The sequence below is a fragment of the Silvanigrella sp. genome, from assembly GCF_044369315.1.
Classification (GTDB): domain Bacteria; phylum Bdellovibrionota_B; class Oligoflexia; order Silvanigrellales; family Silvanigrellaceae; genus Silvanigrella.
Map to the genome: position 1 here is coordinate 1 of NZ_JBIPMD010000051.1, position 17,008 is coordinate 17,008.

The 17,008-nt window shown below is 30.8% G+C and carries 14 protein-coding genes and 1 pseudogene; 3 read left to right on the forward strand and 12 right to left on the reverse strand.

Translation table 11 applies throughout. The features are described from left to right. Window positions 1-300: 300 nt before the first annotated feature. A complete protein-coding gene (locus ACIQ56_RS06345; RefSeq protein ID WP_397600228.1) occupies window positions 301-798 on the reverse strand; it encodes a YajQ family cyclic di-GMP-binding protein in 498 nt (165 codons plus the stop codon). Window positions 799-827: 29 nt separating this feature from the next. After that, complete coding sequence (locus ACIQ56_RS06350; RefSeq protein ID WP_397600229.1) at window positions 828-1,133, reverse strand: MTH1187 family thiamine-binding protein; 306 nt, start codon at window positions 1,131-1,133, stop codon at window positions 828-830. A gap of 56 nt (window positions 1,134-1,189) precedes the next feature. On the opposite strand from ACIQ56_RS06350, the gene ACIQ56_RS06355 reads away from it, so the two are divergent. Continuing rightward, window positions 1,190-1,498: a DUF4286 family protein gene (locus ACIQ56_RS06355; protein WP_397600230.1), complete on the forward strand. Its 309-nt coding sequence runs from the start codon at window positions 1,190-1,192 to the stop codon at window positions 1,496-1,498. Here the strand turns inward: ACIQ56_RS06355 and ACIQ56_RS06360 are convergent. The 6 genes from ACIQ56_RS06360 to ACIQ56_RS06385 all read right to left on the reverse strand — a co-directional run bounded on the left by ACIQ56_RS06360 (window position 1,490) and on the right by ACIQ56_RS06385 (window position 7,361). Continuing rightward, complete coding sequence (locus tag ACIQ56_RS06360; RefSeq protein WP_397600231.1) at window positions 1,490-1,825, reverse strand: Rieske (2Fe-2S) protein; 336 nt, start codon at window positions 1,823-1,825, stop codon at window positions 1,490-1,492. The genes ACIQ56_RS06355 and ACIQ56_RS06360 overlap by 9 nt on opposite strands. 23 nt (window positions 1,826-1,848) lie before the next feature. Continuing rightward, complete coding sequence (locus ACIQ56_RS06365) at window positions 1,849-3,141, reverse strand: SufB/SufD family protein (protein WP_397600232.1); 1,293 nt, start codon at window positions 3,139-3,141, stop codon at window positions 1,849-1,851. A 5-nt stretch (window positions 3,142-3,146) separates the two neighbouring features. Continuing rightward, a complete protein-coding gene (gene sufB, locus ACIQ56_RS06370) occupies window positions 3,147-4,601 on the reverse strand; it encodes a Fe-S cluster assembly protein SufB (protein ID WP_397600233.1) in 1,455 nt (484 codons plus the stop codon). 28 nt (window positions 4,602-4,629) lie between these two features. Continuing rightward, entirely contained in the window at window positions 4,630-5,379 is a 750-nt protein-coding gene (sufC, locus tag ACIQ56_RS06375; protein WP_397600234.1) for a Fe-S cluster assembly ATPase SufC, read from the reverse strand. 33 nt (window positions 5,380-5,412) lie between these two features. Next, window positions 5,413-5,982 carry a Fe-S cluster assembly sulfur transfer protein SufU gene (gene sufU, locus ACIQ56_RS06380; protein ID WP_397600235.1) on the reverse strand — a complete coding sequence of 190 codons (570 nt, stop codon included), beginning with the start codon at window positions 5,980-5,982 and terminating at the stop codon, window positions 5,413-5,415. Between the two features lie 125 nt (window positions 5,983-6,107). Further along, window positions 6,108-7,361, reverse strand: a complete 1,254-nt coding sequence (locus tag ACIQ56_RS06385) for an aminotransferase class V-fold PLP-dependent enzyme (RefSeq protein ID WP_397600236.1) — start codon at window positions 7,359-7,361, stop codon at window positions 6,108-6,110. Between the two features lie 152 nt (window positions 7,362-7,513). On the opposite strand from ACIQ56_RS06385, the gene ACIQ56_RS06390 reads away from it, so the two are divergent. Further along, complete coding sequence (locus tag ACIQ56_RS06390) at window positions 7,514-10,378, forward strand: AarF/UbiB family protein (protein ID WP_397600237.1); 2,865 nt, start codon at window positions 7,514-7,516, stop codon at window positions 10,376-10,378. Window positions 10,379-10,382: 4 nt separating this feature from the next. Here ACIQ56_RS06390 and ACIQ56_RS06395 read toward each other — a convergent pair whose 3' ends face one another. Next, on the reverse strand, window positions 10,383-11,777 hold the full coding sequence (locus ACIQ56_RS06395; protein ID WP_397600238.1) for a metallophosphoesterase: 1,395 nt from the start codon (window positions 11,775-11,777) through the stop codon (window positions 10,383-10,385). A 155-nt stretch (window positions 11,778-11,932) separates the two neighbouring features. Next, entirely contained in the window at window positions 11,933-12,706 is a 774-nt protein-coding gene (locus tag ACIQ56_RS06400) for an exodeoxyribonuclease III (protein ID WP_397600239.1), read from the reverse strand. Between the two features lie 120 nt (window positions 12,707-12,826). Between ACIQ56_RS06400 and ACIQ56_RS06405 the strand changes: the two genes are divergently transcribed. Then, the gene (locus ACIQ56_RS06405) at window positions 12,827-14,020 is read left to right on the forward strand and encodes a cation:dicarboxylate symporter family transporter (protein WP_397600240.1); all 1,194 of its coding nucleotides are present in this window, start codon (window positions 12,827-12,829) and stop codon (window positions 14,018-14,020) included. 676 nt (window positions 14,021-14,696) lie between these two features. On the opposite strand, the gene ACIQ56_RS06410 is transcribed toward ACIQ56_RS06405, so the two are convergent. Next, complete coding sequence (locus ACIQ56_RS06410; protein WP_397600241.1) at window positions 14,697-15,803, reverse strand: hypothetical protein; 1,107 nt, start codon at window positions 15,801-15,803, stop codon at window positions 14,697-14,699. Window positions 15,804-16,242: 439 nt separating this feature from the next. After that, a pseudogene (locus tag ACIQ56_RS06415) lies at window positions 16,243-16,798 on the reverse strand (recombinase family protein). Between the last annotated feature and the right edge of the window lie 210 nt (window positions 16,799-17,008).

Below are 17,008 nucleotides of genomic sequence, written 5' to 3' on the forward strand. Positions count from 1 at the left end.
TTAATCGCACTGCTTACTTCCACGCTGATGGCTAATCTTTACGTGGGTGAGATTCGCACTCACTGGTTCTTACGCACTTATCTTGGCGCACCATAACATTATCCTTTCCTATTTATTTTTGAAGTATTATAAAATATTTTTTTTAAATTTAACATTAAAAATGTACATACTTTTGACATTAAAAAAATAAATATTATTTTTTATATACTTCTTCTATTTAAATAGAAAGGTGGTTTATTAAATTTGAATTAATTTATAAATAATAAATTTCATTATCAATATTTTTTTAATTAAAAGGAATTAACTTTTCATATTGACAAATTGCATAGGAATTTTCAATTCTTGTTGTTTTTCTTTTAAAAGAGAAATCACACTTTGAAGATCATCAATTTTTTTTCCTGTTACACGAATTTGTTTATCTTGAATTTGTGTATCCACTTTAATTTTAGAATCTTTGATTGTTTTTGTTATTTTTTTTGCTACGTCTGTTTCAAGCCCTTGCTTCACTTTTATATTTTGACTCATCATCATGCCACCGATGGGTTTAATTTTATCAATATCTAAAGAAACAAGATCAATTCCTCTTTTTAATAATTTTGAGTTCACAATATCTGCCATTGCTATAACGTGAGTCTCTGAGTCGGCAGTTAATTTCATTTCTACTTTTTGTTTGTCTAAAACAAGCTCGTATTTTTTTCCTTTAAAATCGTATCTGGAAGCAAGCTCTTTTTGTGCTTGATTAACGGCATTATCGATTTCTTGAATACTTACTTCAGATACAATGTCAAAACTTGGCATTTAAGGACTCCTTAATTTTTGATTTATGATTAACGGTATTTTGCTATTTTTTCTGAAATAGAAACACCTGTTGGGCGGTAGTGTATTTTAATATATGTCATCACTTCAAGTGCCCCATTTTGAATACAAGCATCTTGTGCTTGTTTTATAAGCTCAAGTAATTGATCTTGGGTACCTTCTAAGCTGGTTTCCATAGGTCCGACCTCGAATTTAATGCCTGAATTTTGAACAACTTCAATTGCCTTGTCAACAATATCATAGCTATTTAAGCCATCTGGAACCTTAGGAATGACTTGAAAAGCCATGCTAATAATAGGATTTGTTTTTTGATTCATGTTAGTATTCCAAACGTTTAGATGATAATTATACCACTTCAAATCGGAGATTAATCATGATTTTATATGAAGTCACGTGTATTTTAAAAGAAAAAAAAATTGAAGAAGATTTTGTAAAATATATGACAACAAAACATGTTAAAGAAGTATTCGATACAGGCTGCTTTCTGAATGCTTCTTTTATAAAAACAGAGAGTTCTCTTATTTATAGATCAAGTTATTTTGTTAAAAATAAAGAACTTCTTGATAATTATGTTTCAAACTTTGCCCCAAAATTAAGACAAGATGTCATAAATAAATTTTCTGAAGGGGCAATTGAGTTTAAAAGAACGGTTAGTGAAGTCTTGTTTCAGGATTCAATCTAACTGAACATAAACAAATTTTTCTGCATTTTCTATTTTAATTTCAGTTTTATAAACAGTTAAAGGAACACAAGCTGGTGGAGCCTTTACAGCTCCATTCTCTGAAATGGAAAAAACCGCTTTATGAAAGGGGCAAGTTATTTCCGCTTTTTCAGAATTCCACTTTCCTTTTTCTAAAGGTTTATCCGCATGATTACAATTATTATCAAATGCCCATACTTTTTCAGTTTGGAAATCTAATACAAATAAAATATCAATATCATCAATATTAATTTTAATTGGTTTTTCTTTTGATAAATCGCTTAATAAACAGGCTTTAAAAAAAGACATCTTTCAAAATACCTTCCGTTACATTAAATATCTTTTGGTAATTTTGAAAGAGCAATATCTAAAGAGTTTTCAGCTAAAACAGATATTAAACTCTCTGATTCTAAATTATTTAAAGACTCTGCAGCAAAGCTTTTTACAATAAGTTTACGAGCTTCTTGCAAAGAAAAACCTCTAGTTGACATGTAATAAAGCTGTTTAGAATCCAATTCACCAGTAGCGCTTCCGTGTTTACAAATGACATCATTTGGTAAAATTTCAAGTCGAGGAGAGGCATCAACTCTCGCATTTTTACTTAATAAAAGATTTTTATTATTTTGAAATGCAAAAGTTTTAGGTGCATTTTTCTCAATTTTCACAAGCCCTTGAAATATACTTTTTGCTCTTCCCGATAAAATCATTTTTAAATTTAAATTGGAATTCCCGTTTGGTACTTTATGATGTTGAATAGGTTCATAATCAAACTTGCCCGTTGTTGCAATTACCGCAACACCAGACTTTGCTTGTGACCTTTCACCTTCAAAGACAATATTTGATGTTACCCTTACGTTACCTTGAGGAAACATAATTTGTGCATCATTAAATTTTGCATTATCAAATAGCTTTACCACTCGCTCTAATAAAGAAACAGAACTTTTATTTTCTTGATTTGAATTGTGAATCCATAATTGATTTAATTTTGCATTTTCTTGTAAAATAATAGAATGTCTATGAATAAAAAAGGAAGCCCCACCTTCAATTAAAGTGAAATCGGCCTGACTCGACTTTGATAAAACTATTTTTAAAGAAGAATATGTTTGAGAAAAGTTTGGTGATGAATGATTTGAAACAAGAATAAACGGAGTTTCAGATCCTTTCGATTCTATTTTAACCACAATTTCATGGGGAGAGCTTGCTTTTAAACGACTTGCTAAAGCAAATCCAATATCACTATTTGGGGCAATGGATTCCACTTCAAATGGGCTTGAAGAAAATTCAATAATTGATTTTACCTCTTTGGACATATAAATATCTGCACATCCATGACCAATTTCAATATATACCATTCTAGCTATTTCATTTTCTAAAGCACTAACAGCAGTATCACCTACTATACTTTTTAATGGATTTAGTTTTTCAATAAGTTGTTCTGGATTTCTGTAAGAAACTTTCCATGGTAAAAATTTATTTCTACCCGCCTCAATAGCACTGTTACCTTGAAAATTTAAAACTTCATTTTGAGGTAAAAAAAAGCTTTCTGGATTTGTTCTTCTCCAGCTTTCTTCAGGATATGTTGGGCATAAAGCTAATTTTTGAGAATCTAGATTGTCAATTGTCATGAGATTTAGCCAACTCCTTCAAATTCAATTTCAATAAGTCTATTTAATTCTACCGCATATTCCATAGGTAATTCTTTAACAAATTCTTCAATAAATCCATTTACAACCATTAATGTTGCTTGTCTTTCTGAAAAACCGCGACTTGTTAAATAGTAAATTTGATCATCACTAATACGACTGACACTAGCCTCATGACCTACTTCTGTACCAACTTGTTCTTCAATTTCCATTGTTGGATATGTGATTGAGGATGAAATTTCATCCATTAATAAGGCATCGCATTGCACTTTACTTTTACAACCCGTCATTCCTTTTGGAATTTTTACAAGGCCACGATAAGTTGTACAACCACCATCTTTTGAAATAGATTTAGAAGTAATTACACTCGTTGTGTTAGGAGCCGCATGAATAATTTTTGCTCCGGCATCTTGGTGCATACCATTCCCACCAAAAGCAACGGAAAGAATTTCACCGCGAGCTCTTGGACCCATTAAGTAAACAGCAGGATATTTCATTGTTAACTTAGAACCAATGTTACCATCTACCCATTCCACAACAGCATCTTCATATGCATATGCTCTTTTTGTTACTAAATTAAATATATTTTTAGACCAATTTTGAATTGTGGTATAACGAATTTTTGCACCTTTCATTGCAATAAGCTCTACAACAGCCGAATGCAATGAATCACTACGATAAACAGGAGCCGTACAACCTTCTATATAATGAACAGAAGATCCTTCATCTGCAATGATGAGAGTTCTTTCAAATTGCCCCATATTTTCGGTATTAATTCTAAAATAGGCTTGTAAAGGAATTTCAACATGAACTCCTTTTGGTACGTATATAAAACTTCCACCACTCCATACTGCCGTATTTAAAGCTGCAAATTTATTATCGTGAGATGGAATTACAGATCCGAAATACTTTTGGATAATTTCAGGATGCTCACGAAGACCTGTATCCATATCAAAAAAGAGCACACCTTTATCTTCGAGTTGTTTTTGCATGCTATGGTAAACAACTTCCGATTCAAATTGAGCCGATACTCCAGCAAGAAATTTTCTTTCTGCCTCTGGAATACCAAGTCTATCAAACGTATCTTTTATTTCAGAAGGAACATCATCCCAATTTGTCCCAACACGTTCCGTTGGGCGAACAAAATAGTGAATATTTGTAAAATCAATTTCATTTAAGGCTTTCGTATCACCCCAAGTTGGCATTGGTTTTTCATTGAATATATCAAGGGCATTTAAACGAATATCGAGCATCCATTTTGGTTCACGTTTAAAATTAGATATTTCTGTTACGATTTCTTTTGTTAAACCGGCTGCTGATTTCGCACCTTTAAATATATAATTTTCTTTTACATGAAATCCATATTTGTAGTCATCCAAAATATCGACTTGTGAAGGATCGAAATCTTCTTGATGGGATGAATTATTATTTTTCTTTTGCATGAGAATCTCCTCTAATGACTCAATTTTGTTAAGTCTTTGAAGATGGATTGATGCGAATATGTTCATAGCCATTTCGCTCAAGTTCGTCTACTAAGGACATATCACCAGATTGATTTATTTTACCATCTAGCACGACATGAACTTTATCCGGCTTGATAAAACTTAATAAACGTTGGTAATGTGTTACGATAATAAAACTTGTTTTTGTTTCTTTAGCAATATGATTAATACTTTCGGCAACGATCTTTTGTGCATCGACGTCGACACCAGAATCAATTTCATCAAGAATTGCTACTTTAGGTTCTATTAACATAAGTTGAAGCATTTCAAAACGCTTCATTTCACCACCTGAAAAACCGTCATTTAAATATCTTTGCAATGCGGATCTTTCAATATTCAACATTTCCAATTTATTTTTTAATACTTTTCTAAATTCGGAAACGCTCAATTGTTTTTCATGACGAATATTATATAAATTTCGTAAATATTCAGAAATTTTCAACCCAGGAACAGATACGGGATATTGAAAGGCAAGAAACATTCCTTTTTTTGCCCGTTCCGTTGTATCGAGTTGAGTGATATCTTCACCATCTAAAATAATGTTTCCTGAAGTAATTTGGTATGTTTTTGCGCCCATTAAAGCATGAGCTAACGTTGATTTCCCAACACCATTTGGACCCATAATTACATGGACTTCTCCTTTAGGAATTTCGAGACTAATTCCTTTAAGAATCTCTTTTTCACCTACAGATGCTTTTAAGCTTTTAATGGATAACATTTAGAACCTTCTCCTAAAGAACAAATATCTAATTTAAGTTTCAGTAGTTACAATTTTTAATTTTCGTTGGCTATTTTGTGATTTAACACAATTTTCTTCCTTGTCACAGCCTTGTTTTGGCATTCCTTTTTCATCAAAATTATCATTTAAGAGAAGATTTAATGTTTTCCATGGTAAAGCAGCACATTTAACTCGAACAGGAAATTTACTCACTCCATTTAAAGCTTCAATGTCTTCTTCTAGGTCATCAGCATTTATTGATAATTTTCCAGTATAAATATTTTCAGCATGATGAATTGTTTTTTGTGCTTCTTCTAAAGTAACATTTTGCAAAGAATCACACATAATACTTGCGCTTGCTTGACTAATGGAACAACCCGTTCCATCAAATCCAATGGAAAGCAAAGGGCACTGATTGTCTTTCATTTTAATTTCACAAAATACAGTAATAGCATCACCACAAAGTGGATTTTTTCCCTCTTGGCAATAGCGACAAGACAAATTTTTAGATTTAAAACGAGGTCTTTTGGAGTGGTCAACTATAACCTCTTGATACAAAGAACTTAAATCGATGGATTGTGATGTCTTAAGGTTTTCTGTCATGACCTGAACTCCAAATGCTCAAAACTTGTGCGCAATAAAACGCTTTATTAAGAAATACCACCAGAAAATCGTAAGATCGACATTTGGGACGGTAAATCAACATAATATAAAAATCTATGATGAAACTACACTTTTTTTGAAGCATTTTTTATAGCTTCGAGGGCAATTTCAACATCATCCCTGTCAGAATAAGCAGCGAAACTGCATCTTATAAGCGCATCTACCCCCAAAATGCGAATTAAGGGCCAGGCACAATGATGCCCTGCACGCATGGCAATATTTTCAGAGTCTAAAATTGTAGCCATATCATGAGCATGGATTTTTTTATGGCGAAAGGAAATAATTGTTTCTTGACCACTTTCAGGGCTAAAAACCTCAATATTATTGATATTTTTAAGGTTTTCCAAAAACATTTTAGCAAGCTTGCTTGTATGATTTTGTATATTTTTACGCCCCTTTTTTTCTACCCAATCGATGGCAGCACCTAGACCACAAACCTCTGTAATAGGAGGAGTTCCCGCTTCAAATTTAGCGGGACCGGAGATCCATTGACTTTCTTCAAGGGTAACATCAGAAATCATGCCACCTCCAAAAGTAAAAGGCGGAAGTTTTTCCATGAGCTCTTCACTCATTGCTAAAACACCAATTCCCGAAGGCCCATATAGCTTATGGGGACTAAATGCGATTGCATCAGCACCTAAAGAAAATAAATATTCTTCATGTGTAGACATGCTTTGCGCACAATCTAAAACAACAAGAGAGCCCACTTTTTTAGCCATAGCAATAATTTCTTCAATTGGATTTACTTGTCCAATCACATTTCCAACATAGGCTAAAGAAACAATTTTAGTATTTTTTGTAATTAATTTTTCAGCTTCAGCTAAATTTAAAGTTAATTGATTTCCTTTTTTTCCAAGCATCGAAATATAAGCCAATTCACAATCTTTACGAAGAGCTGCTTGCTGCCAAGGAATTAAATTTGCATGATGTTCAATTGCAGGAATAACAATTCGACTATTTTCATTTAAATAAACATCGGAAATACCATAGGCTAAAATATTTAAAGCTTCCGTTGTTCCTCTTGTAAATACAATTTGATTTGCATTTATTTTAGGATCAATAAATTTTGCTACTTTATGACGCGTGTCTTCATACATTTGTGAAGAACGAATCGAGACACCATAAGCGCCCCTATGGACAGATCCGTAATCATTTTCTAAATGATTTACCATGGCCTGTATGACATGTTTTGGTTTTTGAGCAGAAACAGCAGAATCAAGATAAACAAATGGCTTTATTTGTCCATTGACTGATTTTTCGTTATTTTTAAAAATCGGGAATTCATCACGAATTTTAGAGCCGAGATCATTTGCTTTCATTTTATTACCTTCCTTGGGGGTCGGGTGAAAAATCCGCCTCCAATATTTATCTGACATAGGGGTCGCAAAATGCTGAGAGCATGTCAACAATTCTTATAAGGGGATGATACCCGTAAACGAAGGTATTGATCTCTGTTTGAGGAAATACGTAGATGCAATTTGGGAAAAATAAAAAGAAAAAAACACATATTGAAAATAAGAAAAATAACTATAAAGAAAGTCTTGAAAAAGTTGCGTCTCTTGACTATCGCTGGGTAGTACCTCTTACTCTTAAAATAAAACAAAAATCATATGTCATCTCTAAATTTTTTTCTTATGTATTTGCGGAAATTGCCGTTTCCCCTCTTTCAGGAACAAAAACAACAATCGGTCGATTTAGCCTGATCAAAGGAATAACAAAAGCCCTATTTCCTCAAAGTGATTCTCTACTGACTCAAATTGAAAAGTCCATAAAAGCGCTTCAAGAAAACATTGGTGAAATATCTAGTGAAATCTTAACAGATACTGAAGTAACACAAGAATTACTTGCTCCTTTTATAGAAATGGTATGCACAACTATAGAAAAAAATCCGCAGCTCATTGCTTTATTTGGTCAACCACAAATTCTTGCTGCCGCATTTGGTCCTCTTGGAGAAAGAATTGCTGGTTTTGTTGATTTAATACCAGCTCTATCAAATCATGCCGCAGAAAAATTTCCAGATCTTAAAGAAACTTTTTTTAACTCTTTATTTCAACTTTCAAAAGAAGAAAGAAAAGATATTTATATTTTGGCAGAAGAAATTTTAAACGTTGTTTATAAAGAAAAAGTGTTACCTTTATTAAATAAAACATTATCAAGTGACCCAAGAGGCAAAGTACTTGCTCCTATTTTAAGTGGAGCTATTGAAGCCATACCAGGTGAAAGTTGTATCAATGCTGTATTGTCTATTGCATGTACCCCACATAATGAATTTTCAAATGGGAGAGTAATTGCAATTGCAATTCAAGAAATAGGCGGACTTTATGTTAAAATATCTCAAGTTATTTCTGAACTTTGCCCGCCAAGTTTGGCAAGAGAATTAAGAACAACACAAGATGATGCTGGAGGAATATTTCCAAGCATAGAAAAATCATGGGAATATTTAATTGAAACGCTGAATCAACCTGAATATCTTGATTGGAAACCTTATTTAATTATCCCTAATAAACCAGTTCGTCATTTTGCAAGCGCAAGTGTAGGAGCGCTATATAATTTTCAATTAAGTGAACTTGGAAAAGAGAAATATAATGTTGATAATGTTTTAATAAAAATACAAAGACCAAACTTAAAAGAATTATTTGCTTCGCAATGTGAACATATTTTAAAATTAACAGATGAAGCAAATAAAGCTATTTTAATAGATAATAGTTTAACAAAAGATGTTGCCTCTGAATTACTTGGCTTAGTTTCTACTTTAAGAAGGTCTGTTTTAAATTATCATAAACAGAGCCAAGAAGAACTTAATTTTACATTAGAAGAACAAAATGCAGACAAAGTTCGAACAGCTTTAGATAACAACGATATTATTAAAGTTCCAAGATTTTTTCTATCTAGCCAAAATTTAGTTTTTATGGAAAAAATGCCTGGAATAAAAGTAACTAAAATTATTCAAGCAAAGTATTTAGAAAGAAGAGAAATAGCAGATAATATTGCACAGGCTTATATCGAGCTCGTATTTTCTAAAGGAGTTGTTTGGGCTGATCCGCATCCAGGAAATATTTTATATGACGATATTTTAAACCAAATTTCTATGATCGATCTGAACCCATGTTTTGTTTGGGATATTAAAACAAGGCAAGAGTTTAAACATTTAATTTATAGATTATTACTTAGAGATGCTGATGGTGTTTATAGAACTTTATATCATTTAGTGGAAAGACCTGAAACCTTACATTCTAATACAATTATTGAAGACTTAACTAAATTTTTAAATTTATCATTAGGTAGTACAAGTTTAACAAGGTTTGTTGGTGAATTTATAAAAACATTAAGCGAAAACCAAATTGATCTTAAAGTACAAGTTCAAGCCGCGTTGAGAGGATTAAGTCAAATCGCGTTAACAACTTCTTCTATATCGGTTCGAAATAATTTTGGATCTATATTACGAAATCAATTTACCCTAAAAGAACTTATTGGTACCGTTTGGGATGTTGGAGTTTTAAGAGTTTCTCGTGTTATCTTATCTACTTTATTTGAGTTTACGAGGCAAATGCCTGAATATGACATTGGCCCTGTTTTAGATGAAAGAGATATAAATACTCTTGCATTTAAAGTAAAAGAATTATCTAAAGCGAATGTATGTAATATTTATTTTCGTAGAGTTTCGCCTGAAGACCATCCAAATTTAAAAATGAGTCAAGATGGCCAAATTTTATTAATTACAAGTGATCTTTATATTGAAATTTTAGATAAAGTAAGACCTGCAACAGTTCGTTACGTTATTGAAACCCCTACGAAAAAATGGTTAAAAGAAAGACAAGAGTTTGTTAAGTTAGCAAGTATTGCAAGAAGTTTTTGCACCATAGAATGTCTTGAACAATTGCGCAGAAACTCACTTGATGATTATTGGCGAATAGTGGAGTCATGGAGCAAAGTTTCTTATTTAAGAACGGTTGAGGAAACACAACTTATTGGTGAAGTTCAAATTGCGGCAAGAAAATTATATTCATTGCGTTTTGCAAATATTTGGGAATCCTCTTTAGCAGGATTACCTTTAAGTTCAAGAATAATATGGCGCTTTTTGATGCGTGTTGAATCTTGGAAAGAAAGTTCGAAACAAAGTTACTTATTTTCACAAAAAAAGAAGTTTGGCGATGTCCTTTTAGCAAACCTTGCTTATAGTAGTTTTTTTAGAATAAAAACACTAATTTTAGAAGCTCTTTTATGGAGTCTAAGAAGATATATCAATAGACTCAAATTTACAATGCACCTACTCCCCATGCCAACTCAAGAGCTCGTTCATTTGATTTTATATGGCTTAAGTAGAAATAATAATTAAAGTGCTATTTTAATTGATTCATACAATCTTGATAATCTATGACATCAATATTGTCTGAAGATCCACAAACATAATATTTCCATTTATTTTTTAGACGAGAAATATCTGCGTTTAAATTAAAATTTTTCAAATATCTTTCATCAATTTCATCGAGATCTTTGTTCCACTTTCCTAATAAACTTTGCATTCCAATAAACAAATTAGGACTTTCATATGTCTCATTAAAATTGTAAGCTACTTTCCATGCTTTATCATTTGGATCAAAATAATATGAAATTGAGTTATTTAAATTATTACCTTCATCAATTGTAAAAATTTTATATCCCGAATTATTATAATGAGCAGGACTTACAGAAGGCACATAGGAGGCAAATAAACCCAAATCATTATTCATAATTTGAAATGAATCATTATGAGTATGTGATACTAAAATACCCGATATCGATAAAAAATTATTGCTCAAAATTTTCATATAAGGTTTTTCTACTAATTTCGGATTTGAGTGCCAAAAGGTAACGGGTTCTCCTCCCTTTATCATCGAATTAAATGATGAGTAAACATCAACACCACAGGGAATATGGGAAATAAGAATAAATTTTTGATCTCTTGCATTATTAAATTGTTTATTAAGCCAATTAAGCTGTTGTTGAATCATTTCTTTTATATCTGCTTTGTCTTTGCTTATAGCATTTCTAGAAAAAGCATTTGTATTTAAGGCAATGATGCTTAGTTTTTTTATTTGTGATTGAGCTAAATAATAGCCACCATTTAAAAAAGTATTAGAACTTTTTATTTGTGGAGAATAAACTGACCATATATTTTTTAAATCAGAATAAAATTTTGTTGTTTTCGGATTATCAACATTATAGTTCTCAATATAAGAATCATTATTTCCAATTACGGGATAAATTTCAATGTTACTTGGAATAGAACTCCGAATTTCACTTGTTAGATATTGAAAAGTTTTTTTAACAAAATTTTGAGCTCCCATTAAACTAGAATCATTTGTATAAATTTTATAGTTTTCAATATATTGGTGAGCCAAAAAATCTCCTAATATAACAGCAAAACTTATATTTGTATTTTTAGAAGTTTGTTTTAATTGCATAAGCAAAGATTGAAACAAAGGATAATTTGTATTTTGACCATATGAAGGAAAAGAATCATTTTTATAATATTTTTTAAAAATAGTGTTCCATTTATCACTATCCGATTTATTTAATTCATTAATGAATTGAACACAGTTTTTTTGATTTGATTTATCATTACATAGATCAAAAGGATTAAAATGAATGTCACTTATCGCAATAAAATTTGCAATACCTTTATTTGCATAAATTTGTAAAGGAAAAAGAAATTGAATGAAAAATCCAAATATAACCAAATTCCTTTTGAACATATTCTTCCTTTCAATATTAATTTTTAAATAACTTTAATAAAACTTTGATCTCAGTAACCATGGAACGTTAGGGAGTTATCATAACCCCCAAAAACTTTCCAGTTTTATAGATAATAAATAAGTAAAATCTAAAAAATAGATAATTTAAAATATAATTATTTTATTTCAATAGAAATGGGGCAATGATCAGAACCCAAAACATCTTTATGTATTTTTGAGGATACTATTTTTTGAATTAAATCTTCACTTATAAATTGTGAATCAATTCTCCATCCTATATTTTTTTCACGTACCCCAGGGCGATTGCTCCACCAAGTATAATGGCCCCCATTTTTTTCAAAAATCCGAAAGGCGTCTAAATACCCCTCATTTAAAAATTGGGTTAACCAGTTTCTTTCTTCGGGTAAAAATCCTGGGTTTTTTTGATTTTGTTTTGGGTTTGCCAAATCAATTTCTTTATGAGCAATATTAATATCACCACTCATAACTATAGAAATATTATCTTTTTTTAATTCATTTAATTTATTTTGAAGGTTATGACAAAAAGCCAATTTATAATCGAGCCTTTTGCCTTCTGGCTGGCTATTTGGAAAATAAGCGTTACCATAAAAAATATTATTGTAAAATAAACCAATAAATCGCCCTTCCCTATCAAAATCGATATTGCCAAGACCAAAAAGGATATCTTCTTTTTTTAGGGGTAGTCTCGTATAGATAGAGACTCCACTGTATCCTTTTTTTTCTGCAGGATGCCAAAAACTTTTATACCCAAATGGTTCAATTTGTTCTTGTAATAGTTGTTCAGGCAAAGCCCTTACCTCTTGAAGAAAAATTATATCTGCATCTACATTTTTTAACCATTCAAAAAAGCCTGCCTTCGCTGAAGCACGAATCCCATTTATATTCCAAGAATAAACCTTAATACTCATGAATTGTTGACTCCAAATTATCATTTCGCTAAACACCACAAGTGGTAATAACAGATGGATGAGAAGAATACCTGTAAAGGTTTTCTAATAATAGAGCAAAATCTAGATTAAGGTTACAAAATGTTAAAGAATATCTCCAAGTTAATGAACAGTATCATATTTAAATTATTAGTTACCCTTCTCTTGGGGTTCTTTTTTGGACACCTTTTACCTTCCTCAATTCAATCTATTTTATATGCAATAAGTCTTTCCCTCAAAGAAACGCTCATTTTTCTTTTACCAGTTATCATTTTTAGCTGTATTTTCTCCTGTTTACTTTCATTTAAATCAGATGTTTTTAAATTTATCATTATTCTTTTAGTATGTATTGCTTTATCAGGATATATATCGACATTTATCAGCTATAATGTTTCAAAATTTGCTCTTTCTGGCTTTAACAATATTCAAGAAGCTCAAGGAACAGTTACGGGTACTCTTACGCCTTATTGGGAGTTTAAATTTCCAACTCTTATTTCTAACAATTTTGCATTATTTTCTGGCTTTATTGCTGGACTTATTTTCTCTAAATTTAGAAATCATCACGTCGAAGTATTTGCCGATAAAATGCGCACTTTTGTCACTTTATTTTTAAATAAAGTGTTTGTCCCTGTTCTCCCCCTATTTGCTTTAGGTTTTGTCATTAAACTGGAAAGTGATGGTATTTTATCTGTAATTATACGCTCCTATTTTCCTCTAGTTGTTGCCATTATTCTTACAGAAGTCCTATATATTTCGCTATTGTATTTTATTGGGGCAGGATTTAGCCCAAAGAAATTCCTCTATTTTGCTAAAAATGTATTGCCTGCGGGTATGATGGGTTTTAGCACAATGTCCAGTATGGCTGCTTTGCCATTAACCATACGAGCTGCCGAAAAAAACACGGGTCAAATTGATCTTTCTCGTACCATTGCTCCCGCAACGGTAAATGTTCATTTGGTTGGAGATAGTATTGCAGTTCCAATGATAGCTCTTGCTATTATGGCTACTTTTGGCCTTGCTTTCCCTGATTTAAGCACCTTCATGATTTTTGCAAGTTACTTTGTTATAGCTAAATTTGCTGTTGCTGGAATTCCTGGCGGTGGAATTGTGGTGATGATTCCTATTCTTGAAAAATATTTGGGCTTTTCTCCAGAAATGTCTGGTTTAATTACCGCAATCTATATTCTTCTTGACCCATTAAATACAACAGCAAACGTACTAGGCAATGGAGCTTTTGCCATATTAACTACAAAAATATTTAAGAAAAAAAACAAAACTTCTACTCAAGCGGCTTAAAAAGCTTTAAAAATTACTTTCAAAATTCAAAATAATAAATAAATTTCTTTATTATTTTGAATTATTTCATAAACATAAAAAACCATTTTTTTTCAGTCCAAATGAAACAATTCATATAAAATCATTAAAATATTTTCAAATAAAAAATCATGATTTATCTCCTTTAAAATTTATGTTAATTTAATAATCTAGTTATAAGTTTTATGTATTTTCAAAATACAACAACATTAAATATTTTATTTATTTATACATTTGAAGTAACAAGAAATATTTATTTTGAAATAAATATTTGAAGTTCAAATTTATAAGTCGCTTTTATTTTCCAAAGAGGATGAGACTGGTGAGGAGTTGATTTCAGTATGTTACCCAAAGAAAATAAGACTGATTTTCCAAAATAATGACTTTTATTATAATTATTCAAAATAAATTAATTAAATAACTCAAATGAAGAGATACCTTTTAAATTCAATAATAGGTCAGCCTTGGTTTACAATTCTGGTGATTCTTGCAAATATCCGAGTTTTGAGAATTAAAATTTGAAAGTAGATTTAAGTATATGATTTTGTTTTTATAATTTGAGTTTAATTTTTTGACTGAGGTGTTGTAAGTATTTAATTATTATTAATTTGATTGAAATATTATAAATTAAATTAATAATTAAGAACCCTTCTCTCTTCTACTTTTTTGCATCAGAACCGCAATTATGATCAAAATATTCGCTTGTTTTATCTCCAATAGCCTTTACAAGATATCCATTATTATTATAACGCAAATATACTTCGTTAATGTTTTGGTATCTTTTATTTTTATAAATAATAGCACTTTCTACTCTAATTTTTTCCGTATTCATTAAATATATAGAAAGCGACTTATCCATATCGCAAATATATTTATTATCACCATAAATTTTAATGGCTCCAGTTATTTTTTCGTTTTGATTGTCATGAAAAATTCCCCAATTCCCTTCCCCCAATTCATTAAGTTTAAAATCTCTTATTATCTTATTTAATTCTCGCTTAAATTCAGAAGATACAGTGTTATAAAGATTTTTTATACAATTGTTTTGTTCGATTAAATTATCCGGAAATTTCTTTTTACATTCAATTGCTTGTAATTTAAAGTGAGCATCGCTAAATTGCTGTTTTAATTTTTCATTTTCAACTTCATACAACTTTATTTCATCTTCAACTACATAAGATAAATAAGGAATATGTGGCAAATAAAGTAATACCGGAATATTTATTATTCCTTTGTCTTTAATAGATAATACTAAATTTTTTTGAAGAGTTTTATCTTTTGAAGGGCGCCCATATTTGATTGTATATGTAAAAATAAATTCACAACTTTCACCTTTTTTTAATGAATTTATTTCCTTATTATTAAATTTACATGCACTCATTTCAAAAGAAGGGTAAAATTGAGAATATTCAGCAGTATTAAATTCTGGAAAAATCGCGTTTTTTATCAGTGAAAATTTAATATCATTTTCATTTTCATTTTCGTTCGTAATTTTTATTTTTTGTGATTCATAAAAATGTGTATAAGAACTTTGATTCATTTGATTTGTAAATTTGACTATGGATTTATCAATCTTAATTTTCTTTAATTCAAACTCATTTGAAAATGGCCCAGGAATAGCAATGATAGTCGGAGTAGAATTAGAAGGAGTTGGAGAAGAGTTAGAAGGAGCTGACATATTTCCATTTTGCTCTTTATTGTTGCATGACATAACTAAAAACGAAACTAGAAATGCTTTAATTAGAAAATTGTTTGCTGAAGACATAACTTTATATTTCCTTTCATAAGATTAAATGCATTTAATTGCTTAGCCCCTGCAGAACCCTTCCGCCGTTGCTATTCAAGTACAACTGGAAAGTGCCATTGTTGTAAGCATTTCAAAAGCAAATCCTTTTGGCAATATAAAATTTCGGTATAATTTACTTTAAAATTAAGTTAAAAGTAGTCCTAAATGTCTTACAGCCAATAATGGTTTAACACACAGTTATTATGAAATTAATATTTAAAAAATATATAAAAACATTTAGAACGGCATATTAGTTTGATCTTATGCAGTCAATTGAATTCTAAGTAAAATTTGATTTTTGGTCTCGCATGAAATATGTCATTTTCCATTGTGGATGTCCAAATTTCCAAAGAGGATGTCATTTTTAAAATGTATGAACAAGATCAACGCCCTTTCGTTTAAATGATTTTATGAAGCTTCAGAGAGAATGAGCTGATAGCCAACGATACAGAGTAGGTATAGAAACTCCCAAACTCATTACCACATCTTTTGGAGGGGTTCCGCTGCTTAATAATTTTTTTGCAGATTCAAGTTTATTTGTAGTCATTCTTCTTTTCCTGCCACCAATTCTACCACGTTCCTTTGCAGCTTATAATACAGCTATAGTTCGCTCTATAATGAGTTCTCGTTCCATTTGAGCTAGTGCAGCCATTGTATGAAAGAAGAAAACGTCCAGAAGAAGTCGATATATCAATATTATCAGTGAGGCTTTTAAATTCTATTTTTTTAGATTCAAGATCTTTTACAAAATCGATTAGATCATTGATGTTTCTTCCAAGACGATCTAATTTCCAAACGATAAAAGTGTCGCCTTCTCTTAACTGTTCAAGAGATTTTTCCAATCCAGCTCGTACAAAACGACTTCCACTTACTTTATCTACAAAGATTTTGTTGCAACCCGATTTTTGTATTGCTTTTTCTTGCAAATCTAAATTTTGATCTAGGGTTGAAACTCTTGCATATCTTATAAGCATTTTATAGTTTCTCCTTCTCAAAACTCATCTGAAGTTATCAGAACAAGAAATTAGATTCAAGAATGGTTATTGAGAAAGAAGTTTTTCAATGAAATTGCGATCTTTATTTGTCAGTTCCCATGTCATTTCCCAAAGACGATTGGACTATTCCCATAGTCATTGAGACTAAATATTTTGATTTTGCCTTACATAGGCTGTTTGAGCTGGTAT